The organism is Spirochaeta cellobiosiphila DSM 17781 (assembly GCF_000426705.1).
GTDB classification, from domain to species: Bacteria; Spirochaetota; Spirochaetia; order DSM-17781; family DSM-17781; genus Spirochaeta_E; species Spirochaeta_E cellobiosiphila.
Map to the genome: position 1 here is coordinate 96,693 of NZ_KE384555.1, position 22,705 is coordinate 119,397.

20 protein-coding genes are annotated in these 22,705 nt (G+C 39.3%); 7 read left to right on the forward strand and 13 right to left on the reverse strand.

All coding sequences use genetic code 11. The features are described from left to right. Positions 1 to 82 precede the first annotated feature (82 nt). The 3 genes from K345_RS0110790 to K345_RS0110800 are packed head-to-tail and all read left to right on the forward strand — an operon-like array spanning position 83 to position 1,617. Positions 83 to 652: a MotA/TolQ/ExbB proton channel family protein gene (locus tag K345_RS0110790; RefSeq protein ID WP_028974153.1), complete on the forward strand. Its 570-nt coding sequence runs from the start codon at positions 83 to 85 to the stop codon at positions 650 to 652. Next, positions 639 to 1,046, forward strand: a complete 408-nt coding sequence (locus K345_RS0110795) for an ExbD/TolR family protein (RefSeq protein ID WP_053228233.1) — start codon at positions 639 to 641, stop codon at positions 1,044 to 1,046. Before K345_RS0110790 ends, K345_RS0110795 begins: the two co-directional genes overlap by 14 nt. Beyond that, on the forward strand, positions 1,027 to 1,617 hold the full coding sequence (locus K345_RS0110800) for an energy transducer TonB (protein ID WP_028974155.1): 591 nt from the start codon (positions 1,027 to 1,029) through the stop codon (positions 1,615 to 1,617). Before K345_RS0110795 ends, K345_RS0110800 begins: the two co-directional genes overlap by 20 nt. 3 nt (positions 1,618 to 1,620) lie before the next feature. On the opposite strand, the gene K345_RS0110805 is transcribed toward K345_RS0110800, so the two are convergent. The 3 genes from K345_RS0110805 to K345_RS0110815 are packed head-to-tail and all read right to left on the reverse strand — an operon-like array spanning position 1,621 to position 3,975. After that, positions 1,621 to 2,568, reverse strand: coding sequence for a YbgA family protein (locus K345_RS0110805; RefSeq protein ID WP_037572064.1), 948 nt, complete (start codon positions 2,566 to 2,568; stop codon positions 1,621 to 1,623). Between the two features lie 4 nt (positions 2,569 to 2,572). After that, entirely contained in the window at positions 2,573 to 3,043 is a 471-nt protein-coding gene (locus tag K345_RS0110810) for a GNAT family N-acetyltransferase (protein ID WP_211227880.1), read from the reverse strand. 32 nt (positions 3,044 to 3,075) lie between these two features. Continuing rightward, positions 3,076 to 3,975 carry a DMT family transporter gene (locus tag K345_RS0110815; RefSeq protein WP_028974158.1) on the reverse strand — a complete coding sequence of 300 codons (900 nt, stop codon included), beginning with the start codon at positions 3,973 to 3,975 and terminating at the stop codon, positions 3,076 to 3,078. A gap of 90 nt (positions 3,976 to 4,065) precedes the next feature. Here K345_RS0110815 and K345_RS0110820 point away from each other — a divergent pair, with 90 nt between their 5' ends. Continuing rightward, a complete protein-coding gene (locus tag K345_RS0110820) occupies positions 4,066 to 5,499 on the forward strand; it encodes an aminotransferase-like domain-containing protein (protein ID WP_028974159.1) in 1,434 nt (477 codons plus the stop codon). Positions 5,500 to 5,595: 96 nt separating this feature from the next. Then, complete coding sequence (locus K345_RS0110825; protein WP_028974160.1) at positions 5,596 to 6,381, forward strand: gluconate 5-dehydrogenase; 786 nt, start codon at positions 5,596 to 5,598, stop codon at positions 6,379 to 6,381. Between the two features lie 116 nt (positions 6,382 to 6,497). On the opposite strand, the gene K345_RS0110830 is transcribed toward K345_RS0110825, so the two are convergent. The 5 genes from K345_RS0110830 to K345_RS0110850 form a co-directional block, all read right to left on the reverse strand. Further along, positions 6,498 to 7,463 carry a hypothetical protein gene (locus tag K345_RS0110830; RefSeq protein ID WP_028974161.1) on the reverse strand — a complete coding sequence of 322 codons (966 nt, stop codon included), beginning with the start codon at positions 7,461 to 7,463 and terminating at the stop codon, positions 6,498 to 6,500. A gap of 56 nt (positions 7,464 to 7,519) precedes the next feature. Beyond that, entirely contained in the window at positions 7,520 to 8,548 is a 1,029-nt protein-coding gene (gene namA, locus K345_RS0110835; protein WP_028974162.1) for an NADPH dehydrogenase NamA, read from the reverse strand. An 80-nt stretch (positions 8,549 to 8,628) separates the two neighbouring features. Continuing rightward, positions 8,629 to 11,103 carry a caspase family protein gene (locus K345_RS0110840; protein ID WP_028974163.1) on the reverse strand — a complete coding sequence of 825 codons (2,475 nt, stop codon included), beginning with the start codon at positions 11,101 to 11,103 and terminating at the stop codon, positions 8,629 to 8,631. A gap of 16 nt (positions 11,104 to 11,119) precedes the next feature. After that, positions 11,120 to 11,845 carry a hypothetical protein gene (locus K345_RS22385; protein ID WP_028974164.1) on the reverse strand — a complete coding sequence of 242 codons (726 nt, stop codon included), beginning with the start codon at positions 11,843 to 11,845 and terminating at the stop codon, positions 11,120 to 11,122. Continuing rightward, positions 11,846 to 12,328 (reverse strand): RNA polymerase sigma factor, encoded by a 483-nt coding sequence (locus K345_RS0110850; RefSeq protein WP_028974165.1) that lies wholly within the window; start codon positions 12,326 to 12,328, stop codon positions 11,846 to 11,848. Between the two features lie 150 nt (positions 12,329 to 12,478). Here K345_RS0110850 and K345_RS0110855 point away from each other — a divergent pair, with 150 nt between their 5' ends. Then, positions 12,479 to 13,654: an LA_2272 family surface repeat-containing protein gene (locus K345_RS0110855; RefSeq protein ID WP_028974166.1), complete on the forward strand. Its 1,176-nt coding sequence runs from the start codon at positions 12,479 to 12,481 to the stop codon at positions 13,652 to 13,654. Here K345_RS0110855 and K345_RS0110860 read toward each other — a convergent pair. The 5 genes from K345_RS0110860 to K345_RS0110880 form a co-directional block, all read right to left on the reverse strand. Next, positions 13,651 to 14,085 (reverse strand): hypothetical protein, encoded by a 435-nt coding sequence (locus K345_RS0110860; protein ID WP_028974167.1) that lies wholly within the window; start codon positions 14,083 to 14,085, stop codon positions 13,651 to 13,653. The genes K345_RS0110855 and K345_RS0110860 overlap by 4 nt on opposite strands. A gap of 192 nt (positions 14,086 to 14,277) precedes the next feature. Further along, a complete protein-coding gene (locus K345_RS20735; RefSeq protein WP_037572066.1) occupies positions 14,278 to 15,171 on the reverse strand; it encodes a carbohydrate ABC transporter permease in 894 nt (297 codons plus the stop codon). 2 nt (positions 15,172 to 15,173) lie between these two features. Then, the gene (locus K345_RS0110870) at positions 15,174 to 15,998 is read right to left on the reverse strand and encodes a carbohydrate ABC transporter permease (RefSeq protein ID WP_053228234.1); all 825 of its coding nucleotides are present in this window, start codon (positions 15,996 to 15,998) and stop codon (positions 15,174 to 15,176) included. A 64-nt stretch (positions 15,999 to 16,062) separates the two neighbouring features. Further along, positions 16,063 to 17,361, reverse strand: coding sequence for an extracellular solute-binding protein (locus tag K345_RS0110875; protein ID WP_028974169.1), 1,299 nt, complete (start codon positions 17,359 to 17,361; stop codon positions 16,063 to 16,065). Between the two features lie 346 nt (positions 17,362 to 17,707). Continuing rightward, positions 17,708 to 18,988, reverse strand: a complete 1,281-nt coding sequence (locus K345_RS0110880; protein WP_028974170.1) for an extracellular solute-binding protein — start codon at positions 18,986 to 18,988, stop codon at positions 17,708 to 17,710. 262 nt (positions 18,989 to 19,250) lie between these two features. On the opposite strand from K345_RS0110880, the gene K345_RS0110885 reads away from it, so the two are divergent. Then, positions 19,251 to 22,673 carry a hypothetical protein gene (locus tag K345_RS0110885; RefSeq protein WP_083963731.1) on the forward strand — a complete coding sequence of 1,141 codons (3,423 nt, stop codon included), beginning with the start codon at positions 19,251 to 19,253 and terminating at the stop codon, positions 22,671 to 22,673. Positions 22,674 to 22,705 lie beyond the last annotated feature (32 nt).

Sequence of the window (22,705 nt, forward strand, 5' to 3'; positions counted from 1 at the left end):
TTACGACATTGACACACTATTCCCATATATGTCATAAGAATTAATCTGTATTTACTATATAGACATCACTATGAGGTTTTTTATGTCATTATTTTCATTAATTCAGAAGGGCGGAGTCATTAACTATGTTTTGGTTGCCCTTCTCTTTTTGGCATCAGTTATCGTCCTGGAACGCATCCTGTTTTTTATTATTACCAGTTATAATCGTAAACATATCACCATGGAGGGAACCCAATTAAACAAAAGATCTCAAGCAAAACAGATCATGAACCAATACCATATTAGCAAATATTTACCTCAGAAGCAGTATAATGCTTCACTGGATAAAGCCAATGCCCTTCTAATTGATAAAATGGAGCAGGGCTTATGGATATTATCCTGTATCATGACCATTGCTCCTTCACTTGGATTATTAGGAACCGTTACAGGTCTAATCAAAGCCTTCCAGCAAATGGCCAATGCAGGGGCTTCGGTCGATATTGGACAGTTATCTGGAGGAATATGGGAGGCAATGTTGACCACAGCTTTTGGGCTAGTTGTGGCGATTCCCTCTCTGGTATGTTTACGGATATTCAAAAAGATCATCACAGATAGAACTTTAGATATGCAAATAGCGATTTTAACCTTGGAAGAATCGAATGCCACTGAATAAAATCAAGGCCTATCATCAATCTGAAGAGGATATCAATATCATGCCCCTTATTGATGTCATCTTTATCTTACTTATCTTCTTCATGATTGCCTCTGAATTTAACAAGTCTATATTGCCTATGGACTTACCTCAGGCAACCACAGGAGAACAACAAAAGACTCACATTAGCCTATCCGTTGGGGAAGATGGTAGAATCGCCGTTGATGACCAAATCGTGGAATTAGAGGAAATCAGCCCTATCATATCAACATGGGTGGCTAGTACACCTGAAGGAACTATTAGCATCGCCAGTGATGAACAGGTTGATTTTGGGATGTTTGTCAAAGTCCTGGATGAAATACGTAAGGGCGGCGGGGAGAAAATAGGAATTCAATATGAATCGTCTGGTCCTTAGTATTACTGTAAATGCTGTTCTATGGGGAGGAGCCTTCTTCTTTGCCCCAGATAAGACTGTGGATAAATTTGTTCCCAGCTCTATGGATAAAAAGGTTACAGAAGTAAGTCTAGTGATTCCTCCCAAAGCACCTGAACCTATTAGAACAAAACCTCAACCAGAGCCCCCTATTCCTAAAGAGCTTCCTAAACCAGAACCGGTTAAAGAGGAAGCTCCTATCATTGAGGAAGTCCTCCCCCAGAAGGAGGATCCCATTACAGAGCCGGAGCCAGAACCTCAAGTATCACCAGCTTTTGTGAATTATCAGAATATGGTTCTCACTGAGGTAGGACGTAATAAACTCTACCCGAAGGCAGCCCAACGGCGTAATCAAACAGGGAAAGTAAAGATTCGTCTGGTAATCAACGCCAAAGGGAAGTTAGCCCAATGCCTCGTCCTTGAATCATCAGGTTATCCCTTGTTAGATAAAGGGGCTATGGTCAGTGCCAAAAGGGCGGCACCCTTTCCTCCTCCCTATACAGAGAATGGTGAGTTTACCCTAGAATTTTATATTGAATATCAGCTCTCGTAGAACTTAAACATGATTTAACAAGCCCAATTCAATGGGATGGGGATTTAAGAACCTTTGGCTTAAGAGGTACTCTTCTTTGTAAATAAGAGAGTAATGACGGATTAAGGTTAAAGGAACAACCAGAGGAACATAACCTTTGTGGTACTGATCACAGACCTGTAGTAATTCCTGTTTTTCTTCAGGTGATATCTTCTTCTTAAAATATCCCAGCATATGAAGGAGAACATTGTAATTATTATTTAAGGATTTCTGCTCTCCCACCATCTTAACAAGTAAAGCCAAGTATTCAGAACGAAGGCTATCCAGATCTTTTTGACCTAAGGAAGCCACAAGAGCTCCCATTTCTTTAAGTAAAGAAGGACTATGAGCCATAAAGGTGTATTTGTGTCGACTATGAAAATCAACAAGGTCCCTGGCCTTTTTCCCTTTCACATGCTTACGCCAATCTTGCATGGTAAAAAGAGCTTCTATAAAGCGTTCTCTGAGACCAGGATCATGAAGTCGTCCTTCCTCTTCGACAGGAATATCCGGGAATCTTCGGGCAAAGGCTTTGGCGAATAAACCTTGTCCCTTATGACTAATGGTAACGCCCTCTTCATTATATACTTTTACATTATAGAAACCGGAAGAAGGACTTTTTGATTTGAATATAAAACCCACAATATCCGACTGGGCCAATTGATCCAGTTTACCCGGAATCCAGGACTGCATCTGTTCTGTTTTATCCAGCTTCGTTTTACCAGTTAACAAGAGGGGATTTTCAGGATCACCTACTAAACGCATAGACTCCCGGGGAATGGTCATTCCACATTCCACTTCAGGACAGACGGGAACAAAGTCGAACCATTGGCTGAGAGTCTCTGTAATATAACGATCCCATTTATGTTGCCCGTCATAGCGAACCTGATTACCAAGCAAACAACTGCTAATACCTATCTTTATCTTATCCATAATATTAACTGATAACAGTACTTCTCCGTTCTAAAATGATTGTGTCCTTCCACACTCCGTCTAATTGAGCGATTTTTTCTCTTCTGCCGATCACTCTAAAACCAAAGCGCTCATGAAGCTTTAAGGAAGGGATGTTTTCGGGAAAGACACTGGAAAACAATGTCCAAATACCTTCCTGCTCAGAAGACTCTATTGTCTTTTCTAATAATTTCGTTCCAATTCCCTTGTGGCTATACTCAGGATCTACATAGATACTAAGCTCACACACACCTCGATAAACGTCCCTTTTGGACACAGGCGATAGGGCAGACCAACCCTTTACCTCACCATCTGCTTCATAGACAAAGCAGGAATGGTGGTGATGGCCTGTCCACCACTCTTCCCATGGGGGAACTTCTGTTTGAAAGGTAGCAATGCGAGCATCCAAACCTTTTTTGTACACATCCAGGACTCCTGGACCATCTTTTTCTATCATTGTCCTTATCATAAAAGTATAATGTCACAAGATTATTTTTTTGTCCCTGTTTTTTGCTTTTGTGCTGATTTATTCTCACCTACCCCCAGGAGAAAGGTTCCTATCAGAGCAAGAATGGTTCCTCCCATCTCAAGGAAGGAAATGCTTTCCTTTAAAATGATATAACCAGATAGGGTGGCTATGATAGGGGCCACATATAACCATCCAGAAGCGAATAAGGGCCCCGCTTCCTTCACAAGTACCATCACAGCAGTGTGGGCTATAATAGAACCGGCAATGATAAGATACAGAAGAGGTAGTATGGCCTTTGCCGGGAAGGCAGTCTGCCCTGCTATATAACTTAATCCCAGTAAGAGAAGCCCTCCTATCAAGGACTGAAGGGCATTAATAGTAACAGCACTTTCCTCTTTTTTAAATAAAAGGGGATACAGGACATTACCCACAGCATAGAGAATCACACATCCCCAAGCTGCGATAAGATACATAATAGGATGGGTAGCACTTGAAGGAGCGGCAATCAAGAATGATCCCATCGTTCCTAATAATAAAGCAATATAGTGATAAGGATTCAGTCTTTTATGCAAGAATAGTGAAGCAAACAGAGCTGTGAATATAGGTCCTGTAGCATCCAGTCGAGCCATAAAGCCGGAATCAACTTTTGTCTGAGCTATAAACATTAAACCAAAAGTTCCTACCACGAGAAAAAGGGATAGAAAGGCTGATCTCAGACATAAGGATTTTAATTGTTGAATAGATACTTTTCCTGTGAGTAACATCACCATAATCATGATAAAACCAGCGGCTGTGAACCGTATTCCTCCATATAACAGAGGAGAGGCCCCTGCTTTCAATCCCAGACTGATGGCGAGAAAAGTATTACCAAAAATGGCACAGACAAGGATAAATAAAGAGTATTTCTTTACATTATTCATGGCTAACTCCTTGATAGCAGGTTAGATAAATACCTAAAAAGGGTACAGATACAGATTGTGTATTTATTATGGGTACAATAGAATAAAAAGATGAAGAAGTATGAGCAGCTTTACCACAATGTAAAGAATCAGATAACAGGAGACTATTTTGATCAGGGAGAGCGCTTATTATCCCTTAGGGAACAAGCCTCCCAATCGGGATATTCACTGAATACTGTTATCAAAGCCTATGATCTGCTTGTAGATGAAGGTTTTATTAAAACCACAGAGAGAGGTGGGTATTATATTAATCAGAAAGCTCTCCCTATGACACAGCAGGGTATAGGAACGCCCCATCCCCTCCCCGACAGATATGTAACAGAAGCTAGAAAAAGTGGTCAACGTTTAGACCAGTTATATGCTCAGCTGATAACCATTGATCCTACCTTCGCCTGTGCCGCTCCCGAGGATGATATTCTCCCTGGTGAACTTCTTAAAAAGCTGATGTTAAAACTGGATCATTCCTGGCTCAATTATGGAGACCTGGAAGGGGATACACGTATGAAACAGCGTATAAGCTTACAATATAGAAACGTTAGTCCCGGTATAAATCCTGATGACATTCTTATAACAAATGGAGCCACAGAAGGCTTAGCTTTAGTCCTTCAGCAACTATTGGAGGACGGAGATACTTTGGTGGTGGAATCCCCCACTTACCATAATTATTTCCATCAATTATCCAGACGTCATGTCAAAATCATTGAAGTTCCCGTTGGAGAAAAGGGACTGGATCTGGATATACTTCAAGAGGAACTTATACACAATAAAGTAAAAATGGTCATAGCACAGCCGAATGTTCATAATCCTACTGGTATTACAATGGCGGAAGATGAGAAGAAACGTTTAGTAAATCTGGCTATAGAATATCAATTTTATCTCCTTCAGGATGATGTCTATGGAGATCTTTCCTTTAACAAAGTACGACCAACAAATCTATGTTATTACTCTGATTCTCCCCTTATCATTACCCTATCTTCCTTTTCCAAATCCATTGCCCCCGGTATCAGATTGGGATGGATACATGCTAAAGGTCGGATAAAAGAATTGGCTGAAGCAAAATTAGCCCTATCTATGGAATCGAATCACCTATCTCAGGAACTGATGAAACAATTTGTGGCGACAAAGGCTCACCGCCAGCATTTGCTGGGCCTAAGATCGGCCCTGGAAAAGAGAATTGATGATCATATCCAATACTTATCTGAGGTTCTGCCCCCAGGCAGTTACATAAGAAAACCTTCGGGAGCCTGTCTATTATGGGTAGCCTTACCTGAGGATATCGATGGAACCAAGGTCTTCGAGAAAGCAGCTGGTAAAGGGATTATTGCAGCACCAGGAGCACTGTTTTCAACAAGTCATCATTTTGATCATTATATCCGACTTAATGTAGGACACAAATTAACAGAGTCACGCAAAAGAGCATTAACCGTTCTGGGTCAGACAGCACAAGAGCTCAGGACTGGCGAATATCATAAGGATTGTCACTGAAGTAGAAAAGTTGTCCTCCTTTCAAGCGCTATCTTTGTAGAACAAATCCTATAAAGCATTATAATATAGTTTGTAATTTCAGTGAGGGAGGAAATAATGTTCACAGAGAATAGTTTCGATTTGACTGGCAAAGTAGCTTTAGTTACTGGTGCATCCTATGGAATAGGTTTTGCCATGGCTAAGGGTTTTTCTAAGTACGGTGCCAAAATCGTTTTTAATGACATTAACCAAGATCTAGTAGATAAGGGTATGGCTTCTTACAAAGAAGAAGGAATAGAAGCTTACGGATATGTGGCTAACGTTACTGACGAAGCCCAAATGAAAGAATTGGTAGAAAAGGTTGAAAAGGAAGTAGGACCTATTGATATTCTTGTTAACAATGCAGGAATCATCAAGAGAATCCCTATGCATGAAATGAGTGCTGATGAATTCCGACAGGTTATTGATGTTGACTTGAACGGTCCTTTTATCTGCGCGAAGGCTGTTCTACCTTCTATGATGAAACGACGATCTGGTAAAATTATCAATATTTGTTCAATGATGAGTGAGCTTGGACGGGAAACCGTATCTGCTTATGCAGCTGCCAAAGGTGGTCTTAAAATGCTTACTCGTAACATAGCTAGTGAGTATGGAGAATACAACATCCAATGTAATGGTATTGGACCTGGTTATATTGAAACTCCACAAACAGCACCTTTAAGAACACCAGAGCATCCTTTTAATAAATTCATCATTTCTAAGACTCCAGCAGCACGTTGGGGAATTCCTGATGATCTTATGGGTCCTGCGGTATTCTTGGCTTCCAGTGCCTCTGACTTTATTAATGGTCACGTACTATATGTTGATGGTGGTATCCTGGCTTACATTGGTAAACAACCATAAACCACTAATTAAGGAAAAGAGAGCTGTTGCATAGATTATTGTAACAGCTCATTTTTTGGATATTTGCGTTAAGTAATAAATGAGCTGGCCATATAAATATTACCAGCTCGTCATATCTAGTTAAAACTGTCCATTTCAGCTTTTGTGTTTTTCATTCGTTTTAGTTCATTAACAGCTTTCTTATTCATAGTTGATCTTGCTAAGGCTTCCATGTCTTCCATGGCCTTATCAATGTCTCCCAGAACTTCTGTAAGGATAGCCCCATTATAACCGGCAGCAAAGTTACCAGTATCACTATATATGAGCTGATAGAGAACAAGGGCATCTTTGTAAAAACCATTTTCTACATATTCTTTGGCTTGTTCCATTCGCTCGTCTTTCATTTTGTCTTTTGCCAAAGTACGATAAGCAGTATAATTCTCTGGTAGTAAGTTATCAGAAATGATTTCAACCAGTTCTTCGATAGCTTCTTTGTGTAGTTTTTCAAAGCTTTTTAGATCAATACTATGTTCTTCTTTACTTTCTACAGTGGCTTCCGAGGTTTTGGAACTGATTATTACATTGTCATTATCAATGATGTAATAATTAACCTGGATAACAGATGATCGTGTTGTATAGGAAACCATTCGAGTTTGCTCAACACCTTGATCGTCTGTATAAGTTTCAGATTCCTTTGATTCAATATCCCGATCTTCAATACTGGTTATTTTGCCTGATATATATACTTCAATTTGATCCCTTTTGCTTTCTTCATTTAATGTCTCAAAGGGAATGTAGGAAAAGAAACCGGAATTAGCGACATTATTGCCCAATTCCTGGGTTAAAAGCTTTGTTAATTCACTATAATCTTCATTGTTCTGACTACCACTTAAGGCTGAAAGGATCTTTTCTAAAAAACCTTTACCTTCAATGATACTTTTGGTGTTTTCTTCATCATATTCAAAAGGAATCACAGAAACATAGTTAAATTTCTGTAACCCCATGGGACTAGGCCTCTTCATTTTTACCGGAATGGATGTGGCACAACCACTTACCAATAAGGATAGGAGAAGAAAAATTCCTAGTAACTTAATAGTTTTCATTAAATCCTCCCTTTTCTTCTCCTATTATATATAAGAAATATTCTTTTGTAATAATTTTAACTTCGCCACTTACCTCTTTCGTACTGTACTGGCCATTGGTGTTCTTCTTTTAATTTATGGGCCGCTTCCATCGGCCAATAGGGATTACGTAATAGCTCTCTACCAAGAAAGATCATATCAAGCTTTCCATTTCTGATAGCTTCTTCCCCTAATTCTGGGGTCGTTATTAATCCTCCCCCTATGACAGGAAGCTGAGTCTGTTCTTTTATATGTGTTGCCATGGCGAGCTGATAACCTGGATAGACTGTGGGAACAGCATCAACAACAGCACCGGAACTTACATTAATAGCCTCAATACCTAAATCTTTAACCATATTGATGATTTGGGCTAAGTCTTCTGGGTGGTTTCCTTCTTCGACGTAATCCTCTGCTGATACTCTTAGGATAATAGGTTTTTCCAGAGGCCATTCTCTACGAACAGCTCCCAGGACATCTTTTAGGAACCGGGCTCTGTTCTCAAGGGTTCCCCCATACTGATCAGCTCTTTTATTCGTTAAAGGAGACAAGAACTCATTGAGCAAATAGCCATGAGCCCCATGTAATTCGATAACATCAAAACCTGCCTCATGTGCTCTTCGAGCCCCCTCTGCAAAAGCCTTTATAACGGCTTCAATATCTTTTTCCTCCATAGCTACTGGAGTTTTGTAGTCATCACTGAAGGGAATCGCACTGGGAGCAATTATGGCTTCCTCAGTAGTTGCCGATTTACGACCTGCATGGGCTAATTGGATTCCTACTTTGGCACCCAAGCTATGACAGGAATCTACAATCTTTTTAAGACCTTCTATATGGTCATCCGACCATATACCAAGGTCATTCACAGTAATTCTTCCTCTTGGTTCAACTCCTGTAGCTTCAAGAATAATTAATCCTGTACCACCTGCTGCTCTGGTTGAATAATGGACATAATGCCAATCAGTAACTTTACCATCAGGACCAGCACTAAACATACACATAGGGGCCATCATGATTCTATTCTTGAGATTCATATTTTTAATGTTAAATTCAGAAAAAAGCTTCGCCAAAGTATCTACACTCCTAATAATCAAGATAATTGAATATAGCTAAATTACTAATTTAGATTTAGCCGGTCAACTTTTATGAGTTAGTAGGATAACCCCAAAAAGAAACTAGGATAAAGCTTAATACCGATGTCAATCGCTTCTACTACAGCATAATTACTTTGGTTTTCATCATTAATAACCCTTCTATTGTTTTGATTAATATCAAAACCGATACCACCAAAGGCGGACAGCTTATCCAGAACATCAAGGGATAGCTTCGTTCTCCAATAGGGTGCTGTTTTCCAAAAGGAAGAACTATAATCCCCAAGATGAATCTTAGCCGATACATCACTTGATAGATCAAAGAGTCCGATTTCCCAAGTATAACCAAGCCCTATTCCAAGAATAGCATGGTTCAATTGGTTATTAACTAATTCATCGTTGTATAAACCACCATAGTAGATATTGTAGACCTTCTTATTCTGCGTTTTCAGTCCTACATAGGTATTTTGATGATCATCTATCCAGGTAATGGCGTGATACTTGGTATTACCCCCAATACTTACTAAACCAAAAGCAGGACCTTCTAAGTTCTTTGCAATATTGATAAGCCCGAATTGACGTCCTTCCATGCGACCAGCAGTATTAATGATACTGATTTGTGTTCCCTTAAGTGTACCCGCAATATTCAAAATCGAAGATATTTGAATACCAGACATATCATCACCAGAATAATTCATAATAGCGGCAACCTGAGCGCCAGAAGCATCTTTGGAAGCAAAGTTAAACAACCCGGCAAATTGTGCACCTTTAAAAGAACCCATATGGTAATTTGAAAGTCCTCCAAATTGGGCTATCTGACTGTCATTCCTGGAAAAGTTAAACAAGCCGCTCCCCTGAAGCCCATTAAAACTATCTCCTGCCACATTGAGCAAGCCTGATAGCTGCATACCAACGCTTTCATCCCTTACGACAGAGAAGATCCCTGATAGCTGAATCCCCCTATTGGAACCATTATGATAACCAAATAATCCTGATAATTGAACCATTGAACTATCATCACTGGAGATGTTGTACAAACCTCCCGCCTGAATGCCATGAACAGAACCCAAAGAGTGATTAAATAGCCCACCTAATTGAATACCTTTCAGATTCCCGGCGATATTGAATAACCCAGAGGCCTGTATAACTGCTAATTGACCACCATTGATATTAATCAGACCGGATAATTGTCCTCCCTGAACATCCTTTCCTACATAGGAGCCGAAAACACTCAGCTGGCTACCTCTAAGATTTTCCTCCACATGGGAGATAAAACCGATACTGGCACCTTCAACACGATAATTCTTAGCATAAAGACCTAATTTAATGCCTTGATACACTTCCTTATCAATGTCTTCATCCTTATTGATATCCACAGTACTTTGAAAAGTATATATTTGGTTAAGAAGTTCTTCTGTTGTTTTAACAATCTTTTGTTCGAAGTCTTCATCCTCATTAGAAGTCCCTGATGGAGCACCAGTTCCTCTCACGACGGTAGCTTCTCTTGTTTCTTTCTTAAAGTCAGCTAACGACAAATTCTCAATTCGTCCTTTTTTCAGGTTAACCCTGCTGCTGAGCAAAGTATTTCCTAAATCAAGACTAATAAGGTAGATTTGAGAGGGAAGTGCTAAATTAACGGTAGTTCCCTGATCTTTTCTAAGTTCAGCTAAAACCCGTCCTGTCTCTTCCTGAACAAAAACTCTGCCCATGACATCTTCTGTTAATATGAGCTGGCTTCCATCTTGCTTAATATTGGTAAGAATAAGGTCCCCAGAACCATTAAGTTGAATTTCATAGTTAGGGTGTTGTGGTCCTGCCTGAGTATTAATAGTTCTAGCTAAAGTTTCATCAAAGGCATAACGGTAAGCTTCATTGAGAGTTACTTTATTATCTCCGGAATAATCTGCAGCACCTCGTAGTCCGGTAATCAGATAATACGTAAAAAAACTTCCACCAATACTATCAGACTCCTGTGCAGACTCGTTTTCAGAACTGGAGGTAAGAAAGGCATGTCCTTCCGTCCTTGTTGCTTCATCAACTATAAAAGGTGAACTTTTGCGTCCCCCCTTTGTTCTGGTAAAAGCACCAGAGGCACAACTATCCAAAATGGCTACTTGAACATCAGAATCGATATTCTTGATAGCAGATCTTAAATGAGAATATTGATAGGTCTCATCCCCTAATAAAAGGCCTTGTTCATCAGAATGACCGGAATAATAGAGAAAAAGTTCCGTATGATGACCTTTAGACTTAGCCTTATCAACACGCGTTTTTATTAAGGATATTGAGTTATCGATCTCCTTGATGTCAGGATCCAATAAGATGATACGCTGGTTGGATACAATCCCGCCAATCTCTTCCATAACATCTGCAACGCCTTTGGCATCATCACCTGCATAACGCAGAGTGCTTCTTCCTGGCCCCCCCTGATTGGATCCTATATAAAGAGCAAACCTTGATATCTCTGAATTCTGAGCATCTGCAAAGAAAGCTAATGTTAATAAAAGTATTCCTGTAAATATTTTTCGGCACATTAAATAGACTCCCTACTTATTTATTTAATAGAACACTTTTATACTCTAAGGGAGCTGGAAGTTTAAGAGCCCCATGAGTACCAGCGGATTTTGCTTCATCAATGATTGAATCAAAAGAGAAGTTTTCTTTGCCATAGACAAAATAAAATCTTTCGAATTGAGGAGCATCATCAAGAATATAGGAATAGCTTAACTCTACAGAACCAGCATCCAGTAACACAGCCTCTGTGCCATCCTCAGGATAATGTAAAGTCGCGATACCTCTTCCATCAATGGAAAAGATAACCCCGTATTGTCCCTGATCAGCAGAATAAGACAATTGAAGCTTATCCCCTTCTTTTACTTTGTCACCAGAAAAAAGTAAGGTAGCTTCTCCCTTCATTTGCTTATATATCTTTAGTTGAGTTGATCCTTTCAGACGGATACCCTGTTCTGTAGGGATTAAACTATTATCTCCTTTTTCTGTAGGCAGTATGAGAAACAAACAAAGAGCTGCTGCCGCTAAAGGTACAAGAGTCACCAAAGTCTTAAATCCTCTCCGATGTTCTTTTTGACTTTTCTTTAGCTTTTCCTCAACGAAAATAGAAGAAGGTTTACTCCAAAAGGCTTCATTATCTCTTTGAATCGCTTCTAATTTAGCTTTTGCCTCAGGTCTCTTGAGTAAATCCCGAGCCAGGTCATCATCCAATTCCCCTAAAGCTAATTGCTCCCAATACAAATCTGGGACTCTATCATCCATCATTTATTTCTCCTTAAGCCTTATTCCACGATCTTTTAATAAGCGAAGACGTTTTTGAATTCCCGATACGGACATTCCCACCATTTTGGCCGTTTCCTGGAGAGTAAAGCCATCCACATAGTGCAGAACCGCTATCGTTTGAGTAGAAGATTTCTCTTCAGTAAACAATTGTTCCAAAAAATGTTTAGTCAGAACCTGCTCTTCTGTTCTATCTGAGGCGGCTACTGTCAATACAACTTGATCTCCATCATATATTTCCAAGGATCTCTTATCCTTTCTCATAATATTCAGACATACATTTGTTGCCATGGTATAAAGAAGACTGGATAAACCTTTATCTTCCAATTTGTTCTCCTTTCTAACTAATAAAAGAAAAACATCCTGGGTGGCATCTAAAGCCCGATCCTCATCTTTAAGGAGGGCCAAACAACGTCTATGAACCATAGGTCCATACTTTCTATATAAATCTTCAACATTAATAGGCATATCACCTCACCTTAAGTCCCTTCTAAATATACCCATCATAATATATAACAATGACTTATGAATAAACTGGTACAGAGAAAGAGATAAAAAAAAGTAATAGATACTTCTGTGATTACTGTTCTATTAAGTAGTATAGTTAAGGAAGGGATTATGATGAAAAAAAATATCTTATTTGCTATGGCCTTATCTTTTATATTTATGTCACCCCTGTGGGCACAGGAGAATACAACAGACACACAGGAAGATCCGGATTTTGATATTTTCTATTGGGAATGGCTATCCACACCGATGTTAGGCCCCAGTGATCAGGATGCCCTCATGGGAATGGGTCTTCTTTTCAGCAATGTTAATCGCTTATACTCCTTTCAAGCCGCCCCTTTATCTGCAACGACCTCCGGCCGTGCGATTGGTTGGCAATTATCGGGAATACTATCCCATGCCAGAAATGACTTCTATGGAGTTCAATTATCAGGGATTATTACAAACGTTCAACAGGACATGTTTGGCCTCCAGGTATCTGGAGCCGTAGCCTATGTAGATGGAAACTTTAAAGGAATTCAACACTCAGGATTCTTGAGCATTGTCCATGGAAATGTCTCGGGGATTCAATCGACTGGATTGATCAATATTATCATGGGACAGCAAACGAAAGGTTTGCAATTATCAGGTATTATTAATTCAGCCCATGATTTCTCAGGAGCACAATTTGGCGGCTATAACAGAGCGGACAAATTAAAGGGATTACAATTCGGCTTTGTTAACAAAGCCACAGAGACTAATGGGATGCAAATTGGACTGGTTAATTTTAACAAACATCAGAAAGGATTCAATCTGGGCCTTATTAATATTAGTGAAGATGGAATCTTCCATCCAACCTACTGGATGGATCAAAATCAGTACTCTTATATAGGTTTTCAACAGGGGACGAAACATTTCTACACAATAGCCTATGCAGGAATGCCCAATGAGGATCTCTTTGAACAGACGGATTATGCCATTCTGGGTGTCGGTTTAGGAATAAGAGAACAATACAAACAAATCTTCCTGGAAACAGATTTAAGCGCCCAAACGATCGCTATCAAACAAATCCCTTTCGAAAGCGATAACTATCATCTATCAGAACACAATGTATATCCCTCTTACAGAATACAAGGTGGTTTTTATCTGACAAAACGCATTGCCCTATATGGAGGAGCTAATTGGATTGCTTCCATTGACGATGTCACTTTCGAAAGTGAAATATTTGAAGGAGATTTTGAGCAATTATCCTGGAAAGGAACTGATTTTAAACTCTATCCTCGATACTATTTTGGTATAAAACTCTAACGCTCTACTTTTCCTAATTTATCCGCCCATTCTTCAGGGTAATGAGAATAATAAGAACTCTTTAACCTGGAATGGGCTATACGATACAGAACAGCCCAAAAGAAGGACGGGATCCCGACCACTAATAAATAGGCAGGTCCTAAACGAAGGTTCTGCCTAAAATGTCCCCATTCATGACGATCTAATTGAGTTTGAATAGTAAAAGGATTCTTTCCTGCTCGCTCATAATCATAGGAAAAAATAAAGCATCCCAATGCTAATCCGCCACCCAAGGCATTAGTACGAACCATACGCGTAGACCTGAGATAAGGATAGTGATAGGACTTTCTATCGAAGATTCTAATAAGAAGAAAGATAAAAAAACCAAGAAGACTTTGGGGTAAACACCAAGTCCACAGGATGATTGGATAAATAATTCGGTTATACTTCATTGTGTGCTCCCAAACATGCCCCAAGCATAGGATTCACACAGGAAGATAGCAAGAGGTAAATAAAATATTTACCCCAAGCTACGCCATCAGTCAAACAAGGATAACCCTACAACTTTACATTTAAGCCAATCGTCATGATTGAAAACCAAAGAAGGAAGGGCTGTCCTTTCCTACTTATAAAGTTTATGGAACTTATCGATTCTGAAGCTTGTCAGTCACAAGCTTATTTATCCAGGTCATAGCAATAATGATCAGGAATAATATCCAGGCAATACTGGATGCTTTACCGAATCTATTAAAACTAAAACCAGTGGCCATTAAATAATAGGCACTTGTTAAACCAGCGTTATTAGGTCCCCCCATATTTTTATATCCCCCAAAGAGAATAAAAGGTTCTTCAAATAGTTGCATTCCGCCAATAATACTCATTGAGACAGCAAAGAAGATAATAGGTAACAAGAGGGGCAAAGTGATTTTAAAATGAGTCTGCAATTTAGAAGCCCCATCGATTTCAGCGGCTTCGTAGAGTTGTTTATCAATAGATTGTAACCCAGCTAAATAAATAACCGTATTCCATCCGATAAATCGCCAGTTAACCATAGCAGAGACACTTACCCTCATGGCTATAGGCTCCTGTAACCATTTGATTTTTTCCATATGGAAGACTTTTTCTAATATAAAGTTTAACCAACCATAGTTTGTGTCATAAAGCTGACTAAAGATCATCCCTATAACAACAGTACTGGTGATGTATGGCAAAAAATACAGAATCTTATAGAAAGTCTTGCCCCTTACTTTATTATTATTCAACAGGATAGCTAAAGGAATGGCAAATACATGCTGTAATAAAGATCCCCATATAAGAAGGAGAAAAGTTGTCCACAAAGAGCCTCTAAAAAAAGGATCTACCGTAATGAGTTTAATATAGTTAGATACCCCCCTGAACTCCTGAGGACCATTAACAGTCCATTTAAAAAAGGACATCACAAGAGAATATCCAATAGGGAAGATTCCAAAGATCAAAAATAAAATAAAGAAAGGACTAATAAAGGCATAAGGAGCCCATCTTTGTTGCTTTGATATCATGACTACCCCTTCACACTTCCAGCTGTCAGACCAGCAATGATTTGTTTATTGAATATGATAAAGACGACCATAAGAGGCAGGACGGCTAAGACAGTCCCCGCCATAAGACCTCCCCGATCCCCATCCATTTGCAAAAATAACTTTGACAGGGCCACAGGCAAGGTAGTGCTCTCCGTATTAGGAAGCATAACCAGTGCGCCCATAAAGTTGTTCCAGCTATTAATAAAAGTCACAATTCCCAGGACGGCGATCCCGGATTTGGACAAAGGGAATCCAATATGCGTCAAGATTTTCAATTCGCTTAATCCGTCAATACGTGCGGCATCCATAAGTTCATTAGGGATAGAATCCTTCATAAATTGTGTCATCAGAATGATTCCAAAGGCATTAGCCATATTTGGTACGATTAAAGGAAGCCATGTACCATACATATGGAAAGTTACCATCATCTTAAAAAAAGGAATGATATTTAAAAAAGGTGGAATAGCCATGGTACTTAGGATAAAAAGAAAAACAAGTTTTTTGCCCTTAAACTCATATTTGGAGAGGGCAAAGCCTCCCATCGTACAAAAAAAGATTACAGAAGCTGTAGAGAGAACAGCAATTCCTACACTATTAAAGAAGTTCACCAGAAAGGGTAAATCTTCAAACAAAGCCTTTATATTAGTAAACAAGGATGTTTTAAAAAAGATATGTGGTGGATACTGATATATCTGTGTTCCCGGAACTGTTGACAGTACAAGCATATAATAAAAGGGAAAGGCAAAAATAAAGGCAAAGACCACTAAGAGAAAATAAGTTAAAGACTTTGATGTTAAAGACTTCATATTCGGTTCCTTATAAAATATAAAAAAAGATCTCCCCCTTAAGGGAGATCTCATTAAAAGCTAATTAGTCAGCAATGACAGCGATTTCTTTTAAGGCTTTCTGATAAGCGTCTTCAGGAGTTACTCCATTAACGATAACATCAGTAATAGCATTATTGAAAACAGCTAAAACAGCAGCATCATATTCTGTTACAGTATCACTAGGAATATGCTTTGCAACATCCGCGTATATTTCTCTTACCTTCTGTCCTCCAAAGTAAGGCACAGGTTCGTGCATAATAGGAGTGTCATATACAGTAGTTAAGGCAGGATAAGCATCAATAGTTTTAAAAGTAGTTAACTGAGCATTGGCTGTTGTAGTCAGGTATTTAATGATTTCCCAAGCCGCCGCTTTTTGTTCTGCAGGAACATTTTGAGGAATAGATAAGTAAGTCCCTCCCTGGAAGGCATAAGTCTTACCGGGAAGATAGGCAACACGCCAGTCACCAGCTAAATCAGGTGCAATCCATGATTTAAGAGAACCACCGAACCAGGCTCCATTCACAATGGCCGCTACTGTACCATCTGCGAAGGATTGAGTCCAAGGACCAGTCCAGGCTGCCAAATCCCCATCAATACCAGCTTGTCTGATGTCTCGAACGAGTTCAAGAGAGGAGATAAACTTTTCTTTTGGTTCCAGAGCTTGTCCTTTTTTGTTGAACCAACCTGATTTACCACCATTGAGGGGCATCATTGCCACTTCACTGGCATGGGGTATAGCAAATTTATCTACAGTACCATCACCATCACTATCAGCAACTAGTTTTTTGGATACTTCAATAAATTCATCCCATGATTTAAGGTTATCAAAGTCAATTCCCGCTTTATCAGCCAAACTTTTTCTATAAAAAAGAACAGCAGGGGCAATATCTACAGGCATAGCCACTAAATTACCCTTTCTTGTTGTTGCATTTGCCATTGCAAACTTTACAATGTCCTTTCCTACTTCTTGACCGTTAAAAGGAGCAGACGCTAAGTTAGTTAAGCCTCCTCCTTCTACGAACTTGGCAATATAACCTACTTCCAAAGCCTCTATATCATTAGTAGCCTCTCCAGCTGCTAATACAGTGGTTAGTCGATTGTGATGACCATCAAAATCAGCCATTTGGTATTCTATATTAATGTTAGGATATTTGGATTTAAATTCCTCTGTCTCAAAAACAGCTCGATAGGCGATTTCTAAATCCCCATAACCTCCAATACTTAAGTTATATTCCTTATTAGGGTCGAAGGCAGGAATGTCAGAATTATCCTTCTGTCCTTCGGCATAAATAAAAGTGGTAGCCGCTATCAGAGCAAAAACGATTGCCGTGATTTTTTTCATAAACCTCTCCTAGATACTAGTTTTATTATTAAGATATAAATTATCTTGCAATGACATTAGTTAATTGTCAACAAAAACTTATAGAAATCTAAAAGGCATTCCCCAGATATATTCACCTATAAATAAATCATTATTTACCTATACAACAAATAATTAAAATAAACTCCCAAAGAAAGCCCCACAAAATAAACAGTCCCATTTAATAGAAAGACATCCCTCAATATGTTGACATCAACAACTATCATAATATTTATTCTACATAATAGGGGAACCTATGAATAAGATTGTACTAAAGAGACATTATATGAATAGTCTGAATGCGCAAGGGAATATAAGTGGTAGAATCCTAATCAGCCAAAGCTTGAATATCTTTCAACGCCTTATCATAGGCTTTTTCAGGAGTGGCGTTCTGATTCATAACATCCTCCAATGCCTTAATAAAGACGGCTGAAGCCTCATAATCATAGGGACTTATAGTAGTACGGGGAATATGCTTGACCGTATCAACCAATATCCTGTCCTGGTTCTGGTCCCCATAAAAAGAGAGAGTGCGATTGATAGAGGGATCATCATAAACGCTCTGTAATACGGGAAATTTACCTGAGAATTTATAGAATGTTAACTGTCCTGCCTCTGTAGTAGTAAAATACTTAATTAGTTCCCATGCCGCCGCTTTCTTGTCTTCAGGAACATTACTGGGTATAGCCAAGTAGGTTGCTTGGTGAAAGGAATAGCTATTCTCAGGAAGGGATGCCATCCGCCAATCAACAAAGCCATCCAAAGAAAAGGCTTCAAGATATCCTCTCATATTGGAACCAGAAACAATCACAGGTACATTTCCATTATATACGGCCCTGAGCCAATGATTAGAATAGATACTATACTGCCCATCAATACCTCTTGGCTTCATATAAGAAGCCAAGTTTAATCGAGAAAGGAATTTATCCCTTGGCATGAGAGCTCTCCCCTTACGATTGAACCAAACGCCTACTCCATAGTTTAGTGTTGCAAGAACCAAATCATCAGGCTTTGGGAGAAGAAAATCACCCCCGCCGACTTCCTGAAGCTTCTGACACCCTTCTATGAATTCATCCCATGTTTTTATCTTATCAAAATCGACACCCGCTTGATCAGCTATACTCTTTCGATAAAAAATGACAACAGGATCTATATTCAAAGGCATGGCAATCAAACGTCCCTCTCTAGTTGTAGCGTTATCCATAGCAACCTTAATAATCCCTTTTCCCGCTTTTTGCCCCCAAAAGGGACTAGTTCCTAAGTCTGTCAAACCATCAAACTCTAAGATTTTAGAAATATATTCTACTCCCAAGACTTCAATATCGTTGGTCGCTTCACCCTTTTCCAAGGCCTTAATCAGTCTGTCATGATGGGCATATTCATCAATCAGATCCAACTCTATATGAATATTAGAATACTTAGCTTCAAAATCTTCAGTGAAAGAAAGGGCTAGAATGATTGACTGCAGGCCACCGTAGCCACCAATACTTATAGTATATTCCTTATCCGGATCAAAAGGAGGGATGTTATTTTGTGCCTGCTGTCCTTCAGCAAAAATAAACGAACCCAAAAGGATCAACACCATTACAAGTACAACTTTCTTTTTCAATGAGAACTCCTAAAGATATTTTTACAGTATAATATGTGTTTAGCAAATAAATAAGTCAATTAATTGTCAAAGAAAACTTAATCAAGACCATCATTAGAAAGACCAGGAAAACCTAGAAAATAAAAAAACATATTTACTTTATATAAAACATTTTACAGAATATATAAACAAATAATACATAATAAGGCATATTGATTGACATATAATAGGACTCATGAGAATATGTTGCTAACAACAACTATCAAATAATTCTGGAGTATTAATGTCACCCATGGATCAAAAAGAACCCAATAAGCCTGTAGAGGGCGGATTCCTACAAAAAGAAGAATGCACTTTATACAAGATAAACAATTACGACAGTATGCCTCCCTTCTTCATGACCCTGACCAATTCCAGTGATCATTGGGCCTTTATTAGTACATCCGGAGGTCTTACTGCAGGACGTAAAGACGCTAACAATGCCTTGTTCCCCTACTATACTGATGACAAAATAACAGAAAATGCGCCGAACACCGGACACAGAGCTGTCCTTATCATTACTCATAAAGCACAGAATCATATATGGGAACCATTCGCCAATAAAGAATCTGATCGGCATAGGTTCACCCATAACATATACAAATCCATAGCAGGTAACAGAATCATTTTCGAAGAAACCCACACAGAACTTGGTTTGACATACCAACTGGAATGGACAACCAGTCCCGTCTATGGATTCCTCAAGAAGGTTACTTTGATCAATCAGACAGATCATGGTTACCAGATAAGTCTCTTGGATGGTATTCAGAACACCCTGCCAACCTTTATAACAAGTCAGACACAAAATGAGTTTAGCAATCTACTGGATGGATACAAAAGAAACGAACTCCATAGAGAAACAGGTCTTGGTATATACGCCTTAAGTGCCCGATTAACCGATTTGGCTGAGCCAAGTGAGTCCCTGTCTGCAACAACATGGTGGAATTACGGGTTGGAAGTAGACAACTACCTTCTATCCAATACACAGGTGAAAACCTTTATCCATGGTCAAGACCTAATAACTGAGGAAGAAACGAAAGGAAGAAAAGGGGCCTATCTCGTCCATAGTCATTTCTTCCTGGAACCTAAGGCAGAAAAGAAATACTACTTCTGTGGAGAAGTGAACCAGTCCCACAAGAGCATTTTTGAACTAATCCACAAACTACAGGACAAAGAAGCTTTACACAAGGAGCTCCAGGAAGACCTTATTAAGGGAGAGGAACAGCTCTATAAAATCATAGGACTCAATGATGGTCTCCAATGTACAAATAGTCATTTAAACACAGGTCATCATCTTAACAACATAATGTTTAATCTCATGAGGGGAGGATATTTTGCTCATTATAATAGAATAGATATCCTTGATTTTGATAACTTCCTTGAAAATAGTAACAAACAGGTCAGATCGGAATATGGGCATTTATTCCCAAAAGGGGAGAAATTCCTGGACAAAGAAGATTTGGAACAGAAAATCATACAGACAGGCAATCCTGATTTACTTCGCTTATTCAGGGAATACCTCCCTCTCACCTTTAGTAGGCGCCATGGAGATCCCAGCCGTCCCTGGAACCATTTTGCTATTAACACACAGAAGGAAGATGGGAGTCCCCGTTTAGATTATCAAGGCAACTGGCGAGATATCTTCCAGAATTGGGAAGCCCTCTTATGCTCTAACCCCCAATATATCCTTCCTGTCATTAGTAAGTTCCTCAATGCAACCACAGCAGATGGTTATAATCCTTACCGGATATCCAAGTCCGGTATCGACTGGGAACGTCCTGAACCGGGGAATCCCTGGGCCAATATTGGGTATTGGAGTGACCATCAGATCATCTATTTATGTAAGCTTCTTGAATTATCAGACCAGTATTATCCTCAGAAACTTGGCTCAGAGTTAGACAAAGAAATCTATGTTTTTGCCAATGTGCCCTATAAAATCAAAGCCTATAAAGACATCAAGACTAATCCCAGAGACACAATCATCTTTGACTATTCCCTTGATGAAAGCATAAGTCATATATCCCAATCCTTAGGTTCAGATGGCAAACTCCTGCAGAAGGGAGAAAGGATAGTCCATGCGAATATGGTAGAAAAACTTCTTATCCTTGTATTAGCCAAGATGGCGAACTTTGTTCCTGATGGGGGAATATGGATGAACACTCAACGTCCTGAATGGAATGATGCTAATAATGCCCTTGCCGGATATGGATTATCCCTGGTAACACTTTCTTACCTCATTCGCTTCATCAAAAGACTCAGGACCCTCATGCCCAGTTCTTCTCAGACTTACCAGTTCCATGAAGAAGTAGCACTGTGGCTAGACAGACAACTTAATATACTCGAGCCATTCGAACCTACTTATACATCCCCTCTAAAAGATACCCAAAGAGCACAATTCCTGGATCAAATAGAAGAAACAGGAAGTGATTACAGAGAGCAAATATACAAAAACGACCTGTCCTCCCCCACGACAGAAGTAGAGAGCGATTTCATCCACAAGTATCTGGAATTATGCAATCAGGTTCTGACGAAGACCCTATCCCATAACAAAAGAGAGGATGGCCTCTTCCATTCCTATAACCGGATTCATCTCGAGAAAAACAAAGTTGGGGTCAAGTATTTATATGAAATGTTAGAAGGTCAGGTCAGTGCTATTAGTTCAGAGGCAATCACTCCAGAAGAGGGCCTCACCGTTCTGGAGGCCTTAAAAAAGAGCTCCATTTATAGAGAAGATCAGCATTCCTATATGTTATATCCGAATAGAAGTCTCCCTTCGTTTCTCCAAAAGAATACATTAACAAGAGAGCAAATGGAATCATCGCCAGTGCTCAAAAGACTTCTGACAATCTCCCCTAACCTTCTTATTAATACAGATCTTCACGGTCAGGGACACTTTAATAGAGAATTCAGAAATGAAGAGTCCCTTATATCAGGGATAAAACAATTTAATAACACAAATCCCCGGAAGGCCTTAAGTCCTGAAGAAGAACAAGAATTGCTTAACATTTTTGAAGGAGTATTTCAGCATAAGGATTTCACGGGACGTTCGGGAACCTTCTTTGCCTATGAAGGCTTAGGAAGCATTTACTGGCATATGGTATCCAAATTACTCCTTGCCACACAGGAACTCCTGATAAAAGCCTACGATCAGGGGGAACAGGAGCTGACAACCTCACTAATGAGACGTTATAAGAACATTAGATCCGGATTAGGTTATCACAAAACACCCCAGCAATATGGAGCCTTCCCTATAGATCCTTACTCACACACGCCCTGGGGATCAGGGGCCAAACAGCCCGGGATGACAGGGCAAGTCAAAGAAGAAATCCTAACACGATGGCTAGAGTTAGGACTACAGGTCCAAGCAGGACAAATAAGCTTCAACCCTATACTTATTGACCCACAGGAATACCTGACGACAGAGAAGCAATGGGTTTATTATAACAGAGAAGGGGTTAAGCTTGTAAAGACACTACAGAAAGGTTCCTTTGGATATACCTTCTGTAATGTACCCATTATAGTGACAAACAATGACCCTGATAAAGGAATAGCCTATGATTATAATGGGCAAGTCATTAAGCAAAAAGAATATCAATTACCAGAGGATATTAGCGAGAATATTTTCAATAAAACGGGACAGATTAAAGAAATAATTGTCAAATTATAACTGTCAATCGAATAAATGAATATGTTATTCTG

What these genes read in the sequence shown, in the direction of transcription:
- K345_RS0110885 (WP_083963731.1), top strand. Translation starts at nt 19,251, where the DNA reads ATGTCACCCATGGATCAAAAAGAACCCAATAAGCCTGTAGAGGGCGGA.
- K345_RS0110810 (WP_211227880.1), bottom strand. Translation starts at nt 3,043, where the DNA reads ATGATAGAAAAAGATGGTCCAGGAGTCCTGGATGTGTACAAAAAAGGT.
- K345_RS0110870 (WP_053228234.1), bottom strand. Translation starts at nt 15,998, where the DNA reads ATGAAGTCTTTAACATCAAAGTCTTTAACTTATTTTCTCTTAGTGGTC.
- K345_RS0110790 (WP_028974153.1), top strand. Translation starts at nt 83, where the DNA reads ATGTCATTATTTTCATTAATTCAGAAGGGCGGAGTCATTAACTATGTT.
- K345_RS0110815 (WP_028974158.1), bottom strand. Translation starts at nt 3,975, where the DNA reads ATGAATAATGTAAAGAAATACTCTTTATTTATCCTTGTCTGTGCCATT.
- K345_RS22385 (WP_028974164.1), bottom strand. Translation starts at nt 11,845, where the DNA reads ATGATGGATGATAGAGTCCCAGATTTGTATTGGGAGCAATTAGCTTTA.
- K345_RS0110855 (WP_028974166.1), top strand. Translation starts at nt 12,479, where the DNA reads ATGATGAAAAAAAATATCTTATTTGCTATGGCCTTATCTTTTATATTT.
- K345_RS0110830 (WP_028974161.1), bottom strand. Translation starts at nt 7,463, where the DNA reads ATGAAAACTATTAAGTTACTAGGAATTTTTCTTCTCCTATCCTTATTG.
- K345_RS0110805 (WP_037572064.1), bottom strand. Translation starts at nt 2,568, where the DNA reads ATGGATAAGATAAAGATAGGTATTAGCAGTTGTTTGCTTGGTAATCAG.
- K345_RS20735 (WP_037572066.1), bottom strand. Translation starts at nt 15,171, where the DNA reads ATGATATCAAAGCAACAAAGATGGGCTCCTTATGCCTTTATTAGTCCT.
- K345_RS0110795 (WP_053228233.1), top strand. Translation starts at nt 639, where the DNA reads ATGCCACTGAATAAAATCAAGGCCTATCATCAATCTGAAGAGGATATC.
- K345_RS0110825 (WP_028974160.1), top strand. Translation starts at nt 5,596, where the DNA reads ATGTTCACAGAGAATAGTTTCGATTTGACTGGCAAAGTAGCTTTAGTT.
- K345_RS0110860 (WP_028974167.1), bottom strand. Translation starts at nt 14,085, where the DNA reads ATGAAGTATAACCGAATTATTTATCCAATCATCCTGTGGACTTGGTGT.
- K345_RS0110850 (WP_028974165.1), bottom strand. Translation starts at nt 12,328, where the DNA reads ATGCCTATTAATGTTGAAGATTTATATAGAAAGTATGGACCTATGGTT.
- K345_RS0110820 (WP_028974159.1), top strand. Translation starts at nt 4,066, where the DNA reads ATGAAGAAGTATGAGCAGCTTTACCACAATGTAAAGAATCAGATAACA.
- K345_RS0110840 (WP_028974163.1), bottom strand. Translation starts at nt 11,103, where the DNA reads ATGTGCCGAAAAATATTTACAGGAATACTTTTATTAACATTAGCTTTC.
- K345_RS0110800 (WP_028974155.1), top strand. Translation starts at nt 1,027, where the DNA reads ATGAATCGTCTGGTCCTTAGTATTACTGTAAATGCTGTTCTATGGGGA.
- K345_RS0110875 (WP_028974169.1), bottom strand. Translation starts at nt 17,361, where the DNA reads ATGAAAAAAATCACGGCAATCGTTTTTGCTCTGATAGCGGCTACCACT.